Annotated in this window: 18 protein-coding genes; 17 read left to right on the top strand and 1 reads right to left on the bottom strand. The window is 62.1% G+C overall.

The genetic code is table 11. The features are described 5' to 3' along the window. The first annotated feature begins 87 nt into the window (after positions 1-87). The 14 genes from I8J29_RS15265 (at position 88) to queC (ending at position 12295) form a co-directional block, all read left to right on the top strand. Positions 88-588, top strand: coding sequence for a GNAT family N-acetyltransferase (locus I8J29_RS15265; RefSeq protein WP_208848399.1), 501 nt, complete (start codon positions 88-90; stop codon positions 586-588). A 180-nt stretch (positions 589-768) separates the two neighbouring features. Then, positions 769-1188, top strand: a complete 420-nt coding sequence (locus tag I8J29_RS15270) for a VanZ family protein (RefSeq protein ID WP_208848400.1) — start codon at positions 769-771, stop codon at positions 1186-1188. Next, the gene (locus I8J29_RS15275) at positions 1185-1904 is read left to right on the top strand and encodes an HAD family hydrolase (RefSeq protein ID WP_208848401.1); all 720 of its coding nucleotides are present in this window, start codon (positions 1185-1187) and stop codon (positions 1902-1904) included. Before I8J29_RS15270 ends, I8J29_RS15275 begins: the two co-directional genes overlap by 4 nt. Continuing rightward, positions 1901-2656 carry a phosphoribosylformimino-5-aminoimidazole carboxamide ribotide isomerase gene (gene hisA, locus I8J29_RS15280; RefSeq protein ID WP_208848402.1) on the top strand — a complete coding sequence of 252 codons (756 nt, stop codon included), beginning with the start codon at positions 1901-1903 and terminating at the stop codon, positions 2654-2656. The genes I8J29_RS15275 and hisA overlap by 4 nt, the downstream gene beginning before the upstream one ends. A 119-nt stretch (positions 2657-2775) precedes the next feature. Continuing rightward, on the top strand, positions 2776-3333 hold the full coding sequence (locus I8J29_RS15285) for an AAA family ATPase (protein ID WP_208848403.1): 558 nt from the start codon (positions 2776-2778) through the stop codon (positions 3331-3333). Positions 3334-3454: 121 nt separating this feature from the next. Then, complete coding sequence (gene fdhA, locus I8J29_RS15290) at positions 3455-4672, top strand: formaldehyde dehydrogenase, glutathione-independent (RefSeq protein WP_208848404.1); 1218 nt, start codon at positions 3455-3457, stop codon at positions 4670-4672. Between the two features lie 178 nt (positions 4673-4850). Continuing rightward, on the top strand, positions 4851-5303 hold the full coding sequence (locus I8J29_RS15295; RefSeq protein WP_090635523.1) for a GyrI-like domain-containing protein: 453 nt from the start codon (positions 4851-4853) through the stop codon (positions 5301-5303). 458 nt (positions 5304-5761) lie between these two features. Next, positions 5762-7396: an extracellular solute-binding protein gene (locus tag I8J29_RS15300; protein ID WP_208848405.1), complete on the top strand. Its 1635-nt coding sequence runs from the start codon at positions 5762-5764 to the stop codon at positions 7394-7396. Positions 7397-7439: 43 nt separating this feature from the next. Next, the gene (locus tag I8J29_RS15305) at positions 7440-8345 is read left to right on the top strand and encodes an ABC transporter permease (RefSeq protein ID WP_208848406.1); all 906 of its coding nucleotides are present in this window, start codon (positions 7440-7442) and stop codon (positions 8343-8345) included. 17 nt (positions 8346-8362) lie between these two features. Continuing rightward, on the top strand, positions 8363-9244 hold the full coding sequence (locus tag I8J29_RS15310; protein WP_208848407.1) for a carbohydrate ABC transporter permease: 882 nt from the start codon (positions 8363-8365) through the stop codon (positions 9242-9244). A 282-nt stretch (positions 9245-9526) separates the two neighbouring features. Next, positions 9527-10330 (top strand): PhzF family phenazine biosynthesis protein, encoded by an 804-nt coding sequence (locus I8J29_RS15315; protein WP_208848408.1) that lies wholly within the window; start codon positions 9527-9529, stop codon positions 10328-10330. 82 nt (positions 10331-10412) lie between these two features. Then, positions 10413-10895 carry a 6-carboxytetrahydropterin synthase QueD gene (gene queD / locus I8J29_RS15320; RefSeq protein ID WP_208848409.1) on the top strand — a complete coding sequence of 161 codons (483 nt, stop codon included), beginning with the start codon at positions 10413-10415 and terminating at the stop codon, positions 10893-10895. Next, entirely contained in the window at positions 10885-11595 is a 711-nt protein-coding gene (locus I8J29_RS15325) for a 7-carboxy-7-deazaguanine synthase QueE (RefSeq protein WP_208848410.1), read from the top strand. Before queD ends, I8J29_RS15325 begins: the two co-directional genes overlap by 11 nt. Before the next feature lies 1 nt (position 11596). Beyond that, on the top strand, positions 11597-12295 hold the full coding sequence (gene queC, locus I8J29_RS15330; RefSeq protein ID WP_208848411.1) for a 7-cyano-7-deazaguanine synthase QueC: 699 nt from the start codon (positions 11597-11599) through the stop codon (positions 12293-12295). A gap of 103 nt (positions 12296-12398) precedes the next feature. On the opposite strand, the gene I8J29_RS15335 is transcribed toward queC, so the two are convergent. Beyond that, positions 12399-13601: a GGDEF domain-containing protein gene (locus tag I8J29_RS15335; RefSeq protein WP_208848412.1), complete on the bottom strand. Its 1203-nt coding sequence runs from the start codon at positions 13599-13601 to the stop codon at positions 12399-12401. Positions 13602-13745: 144 nt separating this feature from the next. On the opposite strand from I8J29_RS15335, the gene I8J29_RS15340 reads away from it, so the two are divergent. The 3 genes from I8J29_RS15340 to I8J29_RS15350 form a co-directional block, all read left to right on the top strand. Further along, a complete protein-coding gene (locus I8J29_RS15340; RefSeq protein ID WP_208848413.1) occupies positions 13746-14897 on the top strand; it encodes a glycosyltransferase family 4 protein in 1152 nt (383 codons plus the stop codon). A 1-nt stretch (position 14898) separates the two neighbouring features. Further along, positions 14899-16251, top strand: a complete 1353-nt coding sequence (locus tag I8J29_RS15345; RefSeq protein ID WP_208848414.1) for a metallophosphoesterase family protein — start codon at positions 14899-14901, stop codon at positions 16249-16251. Then, positions 16248-17629 (top strand): AAA family ATPase (locus tag I8J29_RS15350; RefSeq protein ID WP_208848415.1); only part of this gene is annotated, 1382 nt, incomplete at its 3' end. The genes I8J29_RS15345 and I8J29_RS15350, both read left to right, overlap by 4 nt.

Below are 17629 nucleotides of genomic sequence, written 5' to 3' on the forward strand. Positions count from 1 at the left end.
TTCAAGCCGAACCAAGCGACGGGCAGGCAGAGCCGCAGGGCGGCCGTCTGCCCGTTTTGCCAATCCTAGGAGCCAAGAGGTGCAGCAATGTCGAACAGAACGGCGTTTGTGCCGTACGAAGAACGGTATTTGGAGCAGGTGCGCGGAACGTATAATCATTTTGTCGCCCATACGACCGTATCGTTCGATTTACATCCCTACACGCCGGAGCAAATGAAAGCGCTGATCGAGCCGTTGTCCGACATCTACCGGTCGTACGTCGTCCTCCATGAAGGGGAATACGCGGGCTATATCATGCTGACGCAGCACAAGAAGCGTCCCGCGTTCAACGTCACCGGGGAAATGACGATCTATCTCGAGCCGGCGTTCACCGGCAAAGGAATCGGCCGGGAAGCGATGGCGTTCCTTGAAGAAACGGCGCGGGAGCTCGGCTTCCATTCGCTTATCGCGACCATCTGCACGGAGAACGAAAGCAGCGTCGCGCTCTTCACGAAGCTCGGCTACAAGCAGGTGTCGCATTACGTGGAAATCGCCTACAAATTCGACCGTTGGCTGGATTTGGTCTGCCTGCAGAAAATATTGAACTGAATCTTGCCTTCATTCGCGCGATTGCTTCGCCGTCTGGCATGAAACGCCGGCGCGCGGAATAGCCATAGTTGGAAGAGGGACGGGCGTATTTGCCGCGCAAGCGCGCCTAGTCTCACGGAAGCGATCTATCACTCGCGCCTCGTTCATGGGCCGCGGGGATCGGAGGGGCTGACGGGAACCATGAAAAAAGCGATTGCGCTCATTACGGCGGCTTACGCCTTGCTGCTCTTCTATTGGATGTTCATCGGCTTCGGACGGACGAATCCGCAGCTGCCCGGTTATAACTACAATGTCATGCCGCTGCATACGATCCGGCTGTACTTCGTTCATGCGGACAGCTTCCGGCCTGCGTATTGGGCCGTGAACATCGTCGGCAACGTCGCGGTGTTCGCGCCGTTCGGCCTGTCGCTTCCGTACTTGTTCCGGCTGCGGCTGTTCTCGTTCACGGCGTTCTTCGTCTGCGTGCTGTTCCTGCTCGAGACCTTCCAGCTGCTGCTGCAGCGCGGCAGCTTCGATATCGACGATATTTTGCTGAATACGCTGGGCGCGCTGCTCGGGTACGCGACGCTGCAGCTCATACGAAAGCGGGTGTCCGCATGAAGGCCTACAAGGCGATCTTGTTCGACCTCGACAATACGCTGCTCGATTACGACGCCAGCGAACGGGAATCGATGCAAGGCGCGATTCGCCGCTTCGGGCTGCCGGATCGCGAAGGGTTCCTCTGGGAAGCGTTCCGGGCGGCGTTCGCTCCGATCAATTGGACGTATTGGAGCGAACGGATGGCGCGGAACCTGCATATCTCGCAGGTGCTGGAATATTCGTTCCGCGATACGCTGGCGCAGCTGGGGCACGACGGCGTGCCGGCCGCGGAGCTCGCGGCGGCGTACTGGGAGCTGTTTTGTTCGTCCTGCCGTTTCATGGACGGCACGCCGGAGCTGCTCCCGCGGCTTCACGGCGCCTATGCGCTCGGCATCGTGTCGAACGGAATCGGGGAAGCGCAGCGCAAGCGGCTGGCGACCGGGGGCATCCTGCATTATTTTCCTCATGTGTTCGTATCGGACGAGGTCGGCGCCGCGAAGCCGGACAGGCTGATCTTCGACCGGGCCGTAGCTTCGCTCGGCGTGCCGCGGGCGGACATTCTGTTCGTCGGCGACAACCTGAAGGACGATTACGAAGGCGCCCGCGCGGCGGGAATCGACTTCTGCCATTACAATCCCGGCCGCAAGCCCGCGGACGCCGCCATTGCGCCCGACTATACGATCCATGCGCTCTTCGAGCTGGACGCCATCATTTCAAGGGAAGAGGAACAGCGATGAAATTCAGGCCATGCATTGACCTGCACAACGGCAAAGTCAAACAAATCGTGGGCGAAACGCTCGGCGACAGCAAGAAGCAAGTGGTGGAGAACTTCGTCTCCGCGCACGATTCCGCCTATTATTCGGAGATGTTCCGGCGAGACGGGCTGAAGGGCGGCCATGTCATCATGCTCGGCCCCGGCAATGAAGAGGCCGCGCTGGCGGCGCTTCGGGCCTACCCGGGCGGCCTGCAGATCGGCGGCGGCATCCGCGCGGACAACGCCGCGCGGTATCTTGAGGCGGGCGCGTCGCATGTCATCGTCACCTCGTACATCTTCCGCGACGGCGAGCTCGACATGGACAACCTGCGGCGGATCGTTGCCGAGGTCGGCAAGGAGCGGCTCGTCATCGACCTCAGCTGCAAGCAGCTGGACGGCGAATGGCGCGTCGTGACGAACCAATGGAAGACGTTCAGCCGATTCGTCGTGAACAAGGAGCATCTGCGCGAGCTGGAGGCGTACTGCGACGAATACCTCGTGCACGCCGTCGACGTCGAGGGCAAGCGGACCGGGATACTCGGCAGTCTCGTCGAGCAGCTGGCGGAGGGCGTCACAATTCCGACGACGTACGCGGGCGGCGCGCGCTCGTTCGCGGATCTGGAGCAGTTCCGCGCGTTATCCCGGGGCAAGCTGGACATTACGGTCGGCAGCGCGCTCGATATTTTCGGCGGCGAGCTCCCTTATGCGGACGTCGTCGCGTACTGCAACCGATAACGGGTCAAGCGGAATCGAAACCGCCGGCTGCGCGGATCGCGCGGCCGGTTTTTTGTGGTCTCCTCTTGTCCGATTCGCGTCGTTAGAGGTATAATCTTCCAAATTGGGAGGGGATACCGATGAAATTCGTGCTGGTGTTCGGACCGCAAGCCGTCGGCAAAATGACGGTCGGCCAAGAGCTCGAGAAAATCACGGGCTTGAAGTTGTTTCATAATCACATGGCGATCGAGCTCGTCTACCCTTACTTTGGTTTCAGCGCGGAGGCTTGGCGGCTGACGAACCTGATTCGGATGGAAATCTTCCAAGCGGCGGCGGCCAGCGACATGGAGGGGATGATCTTCACGTACGTCTGGGCGTTCAACGAACAGGAGGATTGGGACTACGTGGACCGGATTTGCCGCATCGTCGAAGAGGCCGGCGGAGAGATGTTCTTCGTCGAGCTGGAAGCGGCGCTCGAATCGAGGCTGGATCGTAACCGGACGCCGAACCGGTTGGCGCACAAGCCGACGAAGCGGGACGTCGCGAAGTCGGAGCAGGAGCTGCTCGGGAGCCTGGACCTGTACCGGCTGAACTCGAATCCCGGCGAAATTGCCCGTCCGAATTACGTGCGGATCGACAACACCGGGCTCAGCCCCGAAGAGACCGCGCTTGCCATCCGGTCGCGTTTCGGCCTGTAACGCGCCCGCGGTTGGCGTATCCGGCCCAAATCATGGATAGCTTTTCCCCTTGCAAGCGATTACAATGAAGAAGTGACTGCTTGTCCTCATCTAATCCATGATTAAGGGAGTGGCTGATCCTATGGCAGGAAATCGTGCGGTAGTCTATGTGGAGCCCGGCAAGGTCGAGGTGCGCGACATTTCGTACCCGGAGCTGATCTTGCGCGACGGTCCGGGCGTGAATCCGCTCAACGTCGGTAGAAAATGCGAACATGGCGTCATTCTGAAAGTCATTACGACGAACATTTGCGGCAGCGACCAGCACATGGTACGCGGCCGTACGACCGCGCCGAGCGGATTGGTGCTCGGGCACGAGATCACGGGCGAGGTCATCGAAGTCGGCCGCGACGTGGAATTCATCAAGAAGGGCGATCTCGTCTCCGTGCCGTTCAACATCGCGTGCGGCCGGTGCCGGAACTGCAAGGAACGCAACACGAACGTATGCGAGAACGTCAATCCGGACCGTCCCGGCTCCGCCTACGGCTACGTGGACATGGGCGGCTGGGTCGGCGGCCAATCCGAATACGTCATGGTGCCATACGCGGACTTCCAGCTGCTGAAATTCCCGGATAAAGACCGGGCGTTGGAAAAAATTCTCGATCTCACGATGCTGTCGGACATCTTCCCGACCGGCTATCACGGCGCGGTCAGCGCGGGCGTGAAGCCAGGCTCGACGGTATACATAGCGGGCGCGGGCCCGGTCGGCCTGGCCGCCGCGCATTCCGCGCAGCTGCTGGGCGCCTCGGTCGTCATCGTCGGCGATCTGAACGCCGAGCGGCTGGCGCAGGCGAGAAGCTTCGGCTGCGAGACCGTCAACCTGCGCGAGCATCCGAACCTGGGAGAGCAGATCGAACAGATTCTCGGCGTGCCCGAGGTGGACTGCGCCGTCGACTGCGTCGGCTTCGAAGCGCACGGCCATGGCAAGGGGCACGGGGAGGCGCCGGCGACGGTGCTGAACTCCATCATGGAAGTGACGCGCGCAGGCGGCCGGCTCGGCATTCCGGGCCTGTACGTGACGGGCGACCCCGGTGCCGTCGACGCGGACGCGAAGATCGGCACGCTGAAGATCCGCTTCGGCCTCGGCTGGGCGAAGTCCCATACGTTCGTGACCGGCCAGACGCCGGTCATGCAGTACAACCGCGAGCTGATGAGCGCGATTCTGAGCGGCCGGGCCCAAATCGCCAAGGCGGTCAACGCCACGCTCATATCGCTGGACGAAGCGCCGGCCGCATACGGGGCGTTCGACCAAGGCGTCTCGAAGAAGTTCGTCATCGATCCGCACGGCTCGATCAGACGGTAATCCGTTGCCGGTCCGCAAGCCGCGCCGCCCCGCGAAGGGCGGCGCGGCTTTTGCGTGCCGCGGCTCCGCGAAATCCGGCGGCTTCGCAATAAATCCATTCCAACGGATGGAAAGACATGGTACACTGATATCGGGTCAACCTTTTAGCAGCGAAATTGTTTGCGGGAGGTCATTCGCGATGAATAATTGCTCCACGATTACCAAGCCGGCGATGAATATGGTCGGCATCAGTTATTGCGGTCCGTATTCCACGTTTCCGGACGAAGCCATTCATCTGCAGAGTGAGTTTCTCTCCAGAAAACACGAAATCGAAGGCGACGTGAAGACGACCGTCCTGTACAGCCCGTATTTCGGCAACGAAGTATTCGCGACGTATTGGGCATGCTTCGAGGTCCCCCATTTGGAGCAGGTGCCTCCGGGCATGGTGCAATTCACGATTCCGCAGCGGACGTACGCCATGTCCGTCTGCACGAACAAACGGATCGGCGAAGGCTACGAGCAGCTGACGGCCTGGATGAACGAAGAGAAGCTGGCGAAGCGGGAGAACGCCGTTTCCCTCGAAATCTTTTATATTGACGAGCATTTGGAAGAGGAGCAGGTCGAACTGCTGATTCCGATTGACGAACCATAACGGCAAGCGGTAAGGAACGGAAGAACGGAAACCGAGAAGAATGCGGTCCTTATCAAACACCTCGCCCGTCGGCTGACGAAGCCGACGGGCGAGGTGTTTTTTCTATGTGCCCGCAACCGCAGGGCTGCGGACCGTTGAACAGTGGATTCAAGAGTACTTTGTATTAAATATACATACAAAATGTATACAATAAAATCGCCCTTATTTTAAGGTCCTTATCGACCATTCCTGCGGGAGAAGATTGTCATTTCCTAAGTGAAAATATTTATCGTATATAAATTGTATACCAATTGTATATGCAAATGGATTGGTGTATGATAATCCCGATCGATTCGAGAGGGAGGGTGAAGATGCGGAAGAAGCGGCGGATGTCGTTATGACAGCGCTGTCAATCGAGGGCGGCGGAATCGGTTTCGCCTGATCGTCATTATTTTCAATCGGGGGAAGGGGCAATGGCCATGCGCAGGAAACAAGCGGTTATGTCGCTGCTGGCAGCGGCGCTCATGATCGGCACGGCGGCGTGCAGCGGGGGGAACGACGGCGGGAACAACGCCGGGGACAACGGAAACGGGGCGAACCAGACCGGCAACGCGGGCGCGGACAGCGGCACGATCGACGTTCAATTCGGCAGCGGGGCGGATCCGAACGCCGAGTTTATGGCGAAGCTGCAGAAGAAGACCGGCGAGACCTGGGAGGACAACCGGTGGACGCGCTTGTACAAAGAGAAGCTCGGGGTCGTGACGCATTACAAAATGATGTACCCGTACGCGGACTACAACACGCAGCTGAAGCTGGCAATAACGTCGGGCGACCTGCCCGATATTTTTCCCGTCAACGACAAGGCGGACTTGAAGCAGCTGGCCGAAGGCGGAGCGATTGCCGACATGGGGCCGGTCTACGACAAATACGCGTCGCCGCTCTTGAAGAGCATCATTGAAGCCGAGACGAAGAGCATCTTCGATCCGGTCACGTTCGGCGGCAAAATCTACGGCATCCCCCAGAAGATGCCGTCCACCAACGGGTACAGCCATCTGTGGATCCGGGAAGATTGGCTGAAGAAGCTGAACCTGGAGCGGCCGAAGACGATGGACGACGTGTACGCGGTCGCGCAGGCGTTCGCGAAGCAGGATCCGGACGGCAACGGCAAAGCGGACACGATCGGACTCGGCCTCAACAAGGACGTGCTGTATTCCACGAGAGGCTTGTTCTGGGGCTTCGGCGCGTATCCCGACTTCTGGCTGCAGGACGCCGGCGGCAAGGCGCAGTACGGAACGGTGCTTCCGGAGATGAAGCAGCCGCTGGAGCTGCTGGCGCGCATGTACAAGGAAGGCCTGCTCGACAAGGAGTTCGGCACGAAGGACGAAAGCAAGGAGATGGAAAGCGCGGTCGCGGGCAAAATGGGCATGTTCTACGGTCCGCACTGGCTGGCCTACAGCGTCGAGAAGACGTCCGAGAACGACAAGAACGCCAAGTGGATCGCGATCCCGCTCCCCGGCGAGGGCGGCAATCCCGTCCATATTCCGCTGGACAACGCGACGGACGGGTATCTCATCGCGAACAAGAACTTCCCGCATCCCGAGCTGATCGTCGAGATGCTCAATCTGTACGTCGACACGATGTTCGGCGAGACGAACCGGTTCGAGGAGTTTTGGTCGGACGGCGACATCGATTCGCTCTGGAACATGGGTCCCGTCCATGCCCTCATGCCGTCGCTCGATCTCGTCGGGCATCAAGACATCAAGCAAGCGGTGGCCGACAACGCGACGGATCAGCTGAGGGGCGTGGCGAAAGGCTTCTACAAGTCGATGCAGGACGGAGTCGTCGGCATGTCCATGATGTTCGGCCCGACGGATACGCCGTTCGCTTTCGTGGATCAATCGTATCCGGACGACGTGATTTGGAGCGCGTACAGCGGCGCGCCGACGCCGACGATGGTCGGCAGCTGGAGCTCGATGGGCGAGCTGGAAGCGACGGCGATGACGGCCATGATTCAAGGCAAGGAGGACGTGGCGTCCGGCTTCGACAAGTTCGTGGACAGCTGGAACAAGCTTGGCGGCAAGCAGGTCGTCGAAGAAGTGAATGCGCCGCAATAATCCGGCCGCGGCGCGAACCTCCGCGGGGAAAGGAGAATTCCGGATGTTCAAACGTTACGGCGCCCGCCGCGAGCTTCCGCTTCATCTCATGCTGGTGCCGGGTCTCGTACTGCTGCTGATCTTCGCCTACGTGCCGATGACGGGCGTCATCATCGCGTTTCAGCAATTCAATCCGGTAAAAGGGTTGTTCGGGGACCAGCGCTGGGTCGGGCTCGATAATTTCCGCACGATCTTCGCCATGCCGAACATTTGGCGGGTCATCGGCAATACGGTCTTCATCGCCCTGATGAAGATCGTCCTGGGCATGCTCGTGCCGATCGTCTTCGCCCTGCTGTTGAACGAGGTGAAGCGGGCGCTGTTCAAGCGGATCACGCAGACGATCATTTATTTTCCGTATTTTCTCTCGTGGATCATTTTGAGCGGCATCATGATCGACGTCCTGTCCCCGTCGACGGGACTCGCGAACGTCGCGCTCTCTTGGTTCGGACTCGGACCCGTTTATTTCCTGGGCGAGAACGGGTGGTTTCCGTACACGATGGTCGTCTCCGACGTCTGGAAAAATTTCGGGTTCAACAGCGTCATTTATTTGGCGGCGATCACGAGCATCGATCTGACGCTCTACGAGGCCGCGGCCGTGGACGGCGCGGGCCGCTGGCGGCAAACGTGGCACGTGACGCTTCCGGGCATGCGCATGATCATCGTGTTGTTAATGGTGCTGAGCCTGGGCGGCATCTTCGACGCCGGCTTCGATCAGATTTTCAATCTGTACAGCCCGCAGGTATACGAATCCGGCGACATCATCGACACGATGATCTACCGCCTCGGTCTTCTGCAATCTCAGTACAGCATCTCCGCGGGCGTCGGATTGCTCAAGTCGGGCGTCTCGTTCGTGCTCATCACCGTATCGTATTATTTGGCGTATAAGCTGTTCAAATATCGATTCTTCTAAGGAAGGAGGCGCGAGCCATGCATGCGAAAGCGTCCCCCGGTACACGCGTCTTCCACGTCTTCAATCTGTTCGCGCTCACGCTGACCTCCGTCGTCTGCCTGATCCCGTTCGTGCATATCGTATCGCTGTCCTTCAGCGACAAAGCCGCCGTCATGGGCGGGCTCGTCAAGCTGTGGCCGGTGCATTTCACGCTCGACCCGTACAGGTACGTGCTGCAGCGAGAAGCGTTCTGGCAGGCGTTCGGCACGACGCTCGGACGGGTCGCGATCGGGGCGACGCTTAACGTGCTGCTGGTGATCCTGCTCGCGTACCCGCTGTCCAAGACGGAGGGCAAGCTGCGGATGCGAACCGTATACGTATGGATTTTCTTCTTCACGATGCTGTTCAACGGCGGCCTCATTCCGAATTACATTTTGGTCAAGGAGCTGCACTTGCTGGATACGCTTGGGGCCTTGGTGCTCCCGGGCGCGGTCGGCGTATTCAACATCGTGCTGCTGCTGAACTTCTTCCGGGAGGTGCCGGCCGAGCTCGAGGACGCGGCGTTCATCGACGGGGCGGGCCACTGGCGGACGCTGTGGCGGATCTACGTGCCCGTCTCGCTGCCGGCCATCGCGACGGTCGCGCTCTTCTGCATCGTCGGGCATTGGAATGCCTGGTTCGACGGCATGATCTATATGAAGGTCAACCACTATCCGCTGCAGACGTATTTGCAGTCGATCGTCATCAAGTTCGACTTCAACACGATGTCGCCGGAAGAAGCGAAGCGGCTGGCAAAGCTGAACGACCGGTCGATCAAGTCCGCGCAGATGATCGTGGCGGTCATTCCCGTGCTGCTGGTGTACCCGTATTTGCAAAAATATTTCGTGACGGGCATTCGGTTAGGCAGCGTCAAAGGGTAAGCGGGATGGGCGGATAACGCGGCGATTCGCGCGATCGGGCCGCGGCGCGAAAAATAGAAACAGCAAATCGAAACAGCTAACGAAACAGCAAATCGAAATCTCAAATCGAAAAAGCAAATCGAAACAGCAAATCGAAACAGCCGAAGACCTTCCGGCAGCCGGAAGGTCTTTGGCTGTTAGCCTTTGAGCCCGGCAGGTAGGCAATCGGGGAGCCTTCCTGTACACTAGGAAGAAAGCGGGGTTGCGGTTAATTCCCGGCCAGCGCCCGAGGAGGAGAAAACAATGACGATTTCGATCGCGATCATCGATGCGTTCGCGTCCGCGCCGTTTCGCGGCAATCCGGCGGCGGTATGCCTGCTGGAGGAGAAGCGGGACGCCGAATGGATGCAGCGGGTCGCCGCGGAAATGAATTTGCCGGAGACGGCGTTCCTGCTGCGCGACGGGGCGGACAGCTACGGACTGCGGTGGTTTACGCCGACGCAGGAGGTGGAGCTGTGCGGACACGCCACGCTGGCGAGCGCGCACTACCTGTGGACGAACGGCTTGCTCGCGCCGGGGCGGCAGGCGCGGTTTCATACGCTGAGCGGCATCTTGACGGCGGACCGAACGGCGGACGGGATCACGCTCGATTTCCCGGCCGAGCCCGCATTGCCCGCGACGGCGCCGGAGGAACTGATTCAAGGGCTGGGTCTCATTCCGCGCTACACGGGCCGCAACCGCATGGATTACCTGGTCGAGGTCGACAGCGAAGAGACGGTCCGCGCGCTCCGGCCGGATTTCGCCCTGCTCGCGCGGGTAAACGCCCGGGGCGTCATCGTGACGAGCCGCGGGTCGGACGAAGCGGAGCCGCGCTACGACTTCGTCTCGCGCGCCTTCTATCCGGGCGCCGGCATCGACGAAGATCCCGTGACCGGCTCCGCCCACTGCGCTTTGGCGCCTTATTGGCAGCGACGGCTGCGGAAGGACGAGCTTCGCGCCTACCAGGCGTCGGCGAAAGGCGGGGAGCTTCGCGTGACCATCCGGGAGGAGCGCGTGCGCTTGACGGGACAAGCCGTCACGGTGCTGAACGGCCGGCTCGAGGTTTGACCGGCGACCGACAGGCTAGATTAGCAAGCCTCCTTGTGCTATAATCGAAACTTGCAGTCGTACTACGAGGAAGGTGTAAAACGTGACTTACGAGATTCCGAAGCGCATCCAGCAGCTCGGTACCGATATTGAGGAGCGGCAGCTTCGGTATCATAACCGAAGGGTGCTCGTTTCCAAAGAGTTTACTTTCGACAGCGCGCATCATCTGCATCTGTACGAAGGCAAGTGCAAGAGCCTCCACGGCCATACGTATAAGCTTCAGACGATCCTGTCCGGAACGACCGACAGGCGCGGACTGACGATCGATTTCGCCGATATGAAACGGATCGCCAAAGAGCGGGTGCTCGACGTGCTCGACCATCGCTACCTGAACGAGGTGCTCCCGCCGATGAACACGACGGCGGAGAACATGGTCGTCTGGATGTACGAGCAGATTCACGCGGCGCTGGTCGAGGAAGGCCACTATCCGAATGTCCGCATCGAGGAAATCCGGCTCTGGGAGACGCCGACGAGCTATGCCGCGGTCACGAGGACATTCATGGAGGCGGACGATCATGCAGGTTGAACCGATCGGGAAGCAGCCGCGCGCGATCCGGCTGCCGATGGTGGAAATTTTCGAAACGGTCGAAGGCGAAGGCACGCGTGCCGGGTTCCCGACCGTTTTTGTGCGTCTGTTCGGCTGTAACCTGCGCTGCGTCTGGTGCGATACCAAATACAGCTATCCGCCGGCCGAGGCGGAATTCACGATGACGGTCGAAGAGATCGCCTCGAAGGCGGAGCGGGACTATAAGGCGGAGCACATCTGCATGACGGGCGGCGAGCCGCTGCTGTACGGCGGCCGGTCCGCGGCGCTGCTCGAAGCGCTCTGCGCGATCGAGCGCATCAAGGACGTCCACGTCGAGACGAACGGCGCGATCGATCTGGCGCCGTTCCTGCGGGACATTCGTTCGCCGAAGGCGCGGTACATCATGGACTACAAGCTGCCGGATTCCGGCGAGAACGCGGCGATGCTGCACGGCAACTTCGCCCTGCTTCGCCCGCAGGACGAAGTGAAGTTCGTCATTGCGAGCGACGCGGACTTCGACTTCGCGGTGCGGGTGCTGGCCGATTATCCGACCGAGGCGCTGGCGCTGTTCAGCCCGGTTTGGGAGAGCATGCCGCCGGCCAGATTGGTCGAGAAGATGCTCGCCGCGGGCTTGACCGGCGTCAAGCTGAACATGCAGCTGCACAAAATCATTTGGGATCCGGCCAAAAGGGGTGTTTGAGTTGACGAAAAAAGCAGTCATCATTTTAAGCGGCGGGCTCGACAGCACGACGTGCATGGGCTACGCGAAAGAAGCGGGCTACGAGCTCTATCCGATTTCCTTCGATTACGGCCAGCGCCATATCATCGAGCTGGAGAATGCCCGCGCCGTGGCCGAACATTACGGCACGCTCGACCGGTACAAGGTCGTGCAGCTCGGGTTTCTGCGCGAGTTCGGCGGCAGCGCCCTGACCGACGACAGCATCGACGTGCCGAAGACGGGCACGGAGCCGGTACCGGACGAACCGGGCGAAATTCCGGTTACCTACGTGCCGGGACGCAATCTGCTGTTCCTGTCGATCGCGACGTCGTACGCGGAGACGGTCGGCGCGGAAGCGATTTACATCGGCGTGAACGCGCTCGATTACAGCGGCTACCCGGACTGCCGCCCCGAGTTCATCGCGAAGGTGCAGGACGTGATCGCGCTCGCGACGAAGGTCGGGGTGGAAGGCAAGCCGATCTCCATCGAGACGCCGCTCATTCATCTGACGAAGGCGGGCATCGTGGCGGAAGGGCTGCGCATGGGCGTGCCGTACCGCCTGACGACGTCCTGCTACAACGGGGAGAAGGAAGCGTGCGGCGAATGCGACAGCTGCCGGCTGCGGCTGAAGGGCTTCGCCGAAGCGGGCACGACCGATCCGATTCCGTACAAGCAGCGTTAATATGGCCGCGGGAAACGAAAAAGACAGCGCCGACGGGCTTTGCCCGAACGGAGCTGTCTTTTTTTGCATGGCGCGGATAAACGGACGCGACCGACGCGGGAAGTCAGGCTTTCGCGTTCTGCTTCGCCGCCGAATCCGTCTGGCGCGATTTGGACGCGCGCACGGAAGCGTGCAGCGTTACTTTGTTCTTGCCCGTCGTCTTGGATTGATACATGGCCTCGTCGGCCTGCCGGACGGTCTCGGCGACGGAGGAACCGTCGCGGGTCAGGCTGACGCCGACGCTGATCGTCACCATCGTCTCCTTCTCCACCCGGCTGCGGATCGTTTCGGCGACCGCTTCCGGCTTCGCCCCGGGAGCGGCCACGAGCCCGAGCAGCTCCTCGCCGCCGTAACGGCCGGCCGTGCCGATGCCCGCGGTTTCTTCCCGCAGAATGTCCGCGACCTGCTTCAGGACGCCGTCCGCCTTATGATGGCCCTGCGTGTCGTTCAGCTTCTTGAAGTTGTCGATATCGCAAAAGATGATCGCGACCCGCTTGTTCGCCCGAAGCAGCTGTTCGGCCTTCTTCGTGAAATGGCGGCGGTTGTACAGGCTGGTCAGGCCGTCGGTGATGGACGATTGGAACGTCAGCAGCAGCCGCTCCAGGACCCATTCGAACAAGAGCAGGAACAAGAGCGTATAATAGATGACAGGCAGCAGCCGGATGAGGATGACGAGCATCGGCGCGTCCCCGTGGAACACATAGTTGTCGGCCAGCCCGGCGATCTGGCGCATGAAGTAGACGATCAGGCTCGCCGAATAACTGAAGCGGTGGTCGATGCCGCGCACGTTGAGCAGGACGACGAGGGTCAGCGCCAGCCCGTAAAAATCGACCGCCAGCGCCTGCAGGCCATCCGCGCCCGCCGCGGGATCCGCGATCGAAGGCGTGAACGCGACCTGGCCCGCGGTGACGAGCGCGAGGCCGACGAACATGAGCAGGAACGGAAAACCTCGCAATCGCGCCGCCGGGCCGGTATATAATTTCATGAACACAAAGTTTATAATAATAAACGTAAGCAAATCCAAAAACGTCCGGGCGAGCTGCCAGTACGGCGCGACCGTCCAGGCGGAGCAGGCGATGCCGAGCGCGGCGGCGTTCTGAAGCAGCGCGACCCCGAGGATGACGACGAGCAGGAGATAGGTCCGGTTTCTCCGGTAGCTCTTGTACAGCTTGACCGCCATGAAGAGCATCAGCACGAGAATGGTCATCGCGCAGGCGGAAGCGAAAATCTGGCCGGATAAGCCGGCAAGCCAATGAATGAACGTCATGTTTGAACCACCTAGAATGAGAGTACGCGCAAGGTTGATATCGGCCGGAAGAGCGCTTTCCGTGAGCTTTACAGAAACATATGTTCTAGTATATCATGTTTTTTACGAGTCGAGAAGCAAAGGCAAGGATTGGGAGGGCTTGACATGAACATTTTGCAGGCACTGTTTTTCCCCCCGGAACAGCCGGGCGGCGTGTCCTCCATGGTTCCTTACATTCAAGATCGGTTCAGCAAACTCGGCTGGCCGATGGAATTGTTCTCGCTGCCGAAGCGGGTCCGGGGCAAAGGGCAGGAGCCCGTGTCCTTCGAGACGTTCGAGCTGACGAATTACGAGGGCAACGCCATCGTCGATAAATACGTGCAGACCTACCGCGACTACGTCTGGTGGACGAAGCTGCGGATCAAGAAAAGCTACGACATCATCCACGCGCATCATCCGATTTCCGCCCTCGTCATGAAGCAGCTGTTTCCGGACACGCCGCTCGTCATGACGATCCATTCCAGCTTCGAGCGCGAGCTCATTCTGAACGGCAGAATCGTCGAAGGCGAAACGGAGCACCGCTTCCTGACGTCGATCTACCGGGAGCTGGAATCGAAGGCCGACCGGATACTGACGCCGTCGGCTTCGTTCAGGGAATATCTGCGCCCGTACATGAACGACGCGGACCGGATCCAAGTCATCCCGAACGGCTTCGACGAGAAGCGCTTCAAGCCGATCTCCCACGAAAACGCGGTCGTCCAGCTCATCACCGTGTGCCGCCTGGTGCCCGCGAAGGGCTTGGACGTGCTGCTCCGGGCATGCGCGCTGCTGAAAGCCAAGGGCCATCCCTTCGTCCTGCACGTCATCGGCGACGGACCGAGCCGCGAGGAGCTCGAGCAGCTGGCGCAGAAGCTGAACTTGTACGACGACATCATCTTCTACGGGTACATGCTGCATCCGGAGGAATTCATGCCGTTCTTCGACGTATTCGTGCTCCCGTCGCGGGCGGAAGCGTTCGGCTCCGTGTTCGCCGAGGCCGCGCTGTGCTGGCTCGCGCTCATCGGCACGAACGTCGGCGGCATCGCCGAACAGATCGACGACGGCGTGAACGGCCTGCTCGTCGAGCCCGAGAATCCGGCGGCGCTCTGCAACGCGCTCGAGAAAGTCGTGTCGGACCCGGACTATCGTTACAACATGGCCCGCGCGGCTTGGAGCAAGGCGAAGAAGGCGTATTCGCTGCAGCGCGTCATCGCGCAGCTGAAGCAGGTCTACGCGGAGCTGAACCCGGCCGCGGACGCGGCGGAGCGGAGAGAGTAGCATGGGCGTGCCCTTTCGGTTCATACACGCGGCCGACCTGCACGTCGACAGCCCGTTCCGCGGCTTGACGGACGCGCCGCCCGAGGTGCGCGAGGCGCTCCGGGAATCGACGTTCCGTGCGGCGCGCCGGCTCGCGGACGCGGCGATCGAAGAAGCGGCCGATTTCGTCGTGATCGCGGGCGACCTGTACGACGCCGCGGACCGCTCGCTGCACGCGCAGCTAGCGCTGCAGAAGGAATGGCAACGGCTGCATGCCCACGGCGTGCAGCTCTTTATTATTCACGGGAACCACGACCCGCTGTCGGGCAGGCAGGCGATGCTGCGCTGGCCGGAATCCGCGCGGTTCTTCGGGGCGGAGCGCGCCGAACAATTTCCGGCTTATACCCGGCGCGGCGAATTGGCCGCCTACGTAACGGGCATCTCGTACGCGTCGCGTTCGGTGACGGCCAATTTGGCGGCGCGTTACGAAGCGCGGCGGGACGGCACGTACGAGATCGCGCTGCTGCACGGCAACGTCGACGGGGACGCGAGCCACGATCCGTACGCGCCGTGCCGGTTGGACGAGCTGACCGGGGCGGGCTTTCATTATTGGGCGCTCGGCCATATTCATCAGCGGGCGGTGCTGCATGCCTATCCGCATGTCGTTTATGCGGGCAATACGCAGGGCAGGCACGCGAGGGAAACGGGCGCGAAAGGCTGCTACGTCGTCGACGTGGCGGCGAACCGCGAGACGAAGCTGCGGTTCGTGCCGCTCGATACGGTTCGCTGGGCGAATCTGGACGCGCCGATCGACGGCTTGACGTCGGAGCAGGCGCTGCTGGACGCCATGGAGCGGCGCGCGCTCGAAGCCGCCGCCGCGAACGAAGGGCGTTCGCTGATGGCGCGCCTGAAGCTGACCGGCAGAGGGCCGATGCACGGCCTGCTGGGCGACGCGGAGCGGCTTGACGAGCTGCTTGCGGGGCTTCGGGACCGCATGGCCGAAAGCGATTACGGGACCGGCGCCGCCGGGGCCGAAGCCGGGGAAACGCCTTGGTGCTGGATCGCGTCGCTGGAATCGGCGGCCGGCGCCGATGCCGATCCGGCCGCGCTGGCGGAGGAAGACAGCTTCGCCGGGGAACTGGTGCGGGGCAGCCGGCGGATCGAGCGCGGCGAGGAGCCGCTCGAGGATGTGTTGGAAGAAGCGCTTCAGCCGTTGCTCGGCCATCCCAAGCTGCGCCGGGCGGTCCGCGAAGCGATGAAGGGCCGGGGCCCGGATTGGCTGGTACGGGCCCGAGAGCTGGCCGCGGGCCTGCTGGCCGGCGAGACGGAATCGCCGAAGCCGGATACGACGGCGCAAGGAGGGAAAGCGCGATGAGGCTGCGGGAACTGCATGTGGACGGGTTCGGCAAGCTGAGCGGTTTGGCATGCGACGTGGACGCGCCGGTGACGATCGTCTACGGGCCGAACGAGGCCGGCAAGAGCACGATGCTCGGCTTTGTGCGCGCCATGCTGTTCGGTTTCGCTAACCGGGGCAGTCTGACGGAACGCCAGGAGCCGGTGAACGGCGGCCGGCATGGCGGCCGGCTGACGTTCGAAGACGGCGCGGGCCGGACGTACGTCGCCGAGCGGCACGCGAGCGCGCCGGGCAAGGTGCAGGTGCGCGAACCGGAAACGGACGTCGCCGGCTTTGCCGAAACGCTGACGCAGGCGCAGTGGGAGCGGCGGTACTTGGGCGGCGTCGGCGAACGGATCTTCCGCGAGCTGTTCGCCATCACGCTCACGGAGCTGCAGGCGATCGGGATGCTGGAAGGCGACGAGCTCGGCAGGCAGCTGTACCATGCCGGCTGGAGCGGAGGCGGCGCGATCGCGGGCGCGGAGAAGCGGCTGCAGGGCGAGCTGGACGAGCTGTTCCGGCCGCGCGGCAGCAACCAGCGCATGAACAAGCTGTTGAAGTCGCTGGAGGAGAAGGAGGACGAGCTGCGCCGGCTGGAGGACGGAATCGACGCCTTCAACGCGGCGACGGCCGACATCGCGGCGGCCGAGGTCGCGCTTGCCGAAGCGGAGCGGGGACTCGGCCCGCTGCGGGAACGGAGCGAGCTGCTCGCGCGCGCCGCGGAGCTCCGGGAGAGCTGGCTGGCGCGTTCGGCGCTGCTGCGCGAGCGGGAGAAGCTGGCGGACGCGCCGCGCTTCGCCGCCGACGCGCGAAGCCGCTGGGAAGCGCTGACGGCCGAAATGCGCCGCGCCGGCGAGGAAATCCGAGAAGCGGAGGAGCAGGCTGCCGTGCTCGAGGGCCGGCTGGAACGGCTGGGCTTCGACGCGGAGCTGCTGGCGCGGAAGGCGGACATCGAGTCGCTGCTGCTGTCCGCCGAGCAAATCGCGGCCGCCCGGCAATCCGCTTCCGAGCTGCAAGCGGAAGCGGCCGAGCATGGCGAAGCGGCGAAGGGGCTGCTGCGCCGGATTTCGCCGGCGTGGACGGAGGCGGCGCTGCACGGCTTCCAGGCGGGCGTAGCCGAGCGCGAAGCCGTCCGCGTCCACCGGGCGGCGCTCCAGGACGCGGAGAAGGCGCTCGGCCTGGCCGACGCCGAGCACCGCGCGGCGTCGGAACGGGAGCGGGAGGCGGCCGCCCAGCTGGACGAGCCGCGGCGCGAGGCCGCCGGCCCGGTCGGCAGCGGGCCGGCCGAAGCCGGCGGCGCATGGTCCGCGGAAGCGGGCGGCGAAGCGCTCGCGGCGATCTTCCGGCTGCAGCCGCAGAC

The organism is Paenibacillus artemisiicola (assembly GCF_017652985.1).
GTDB lineage: Bacteria > Bacillota > Bacilli > Paenibacillales > Paenibacillaceae > Paenibacillus_Z > Paenibacillus_Z artemisiicola.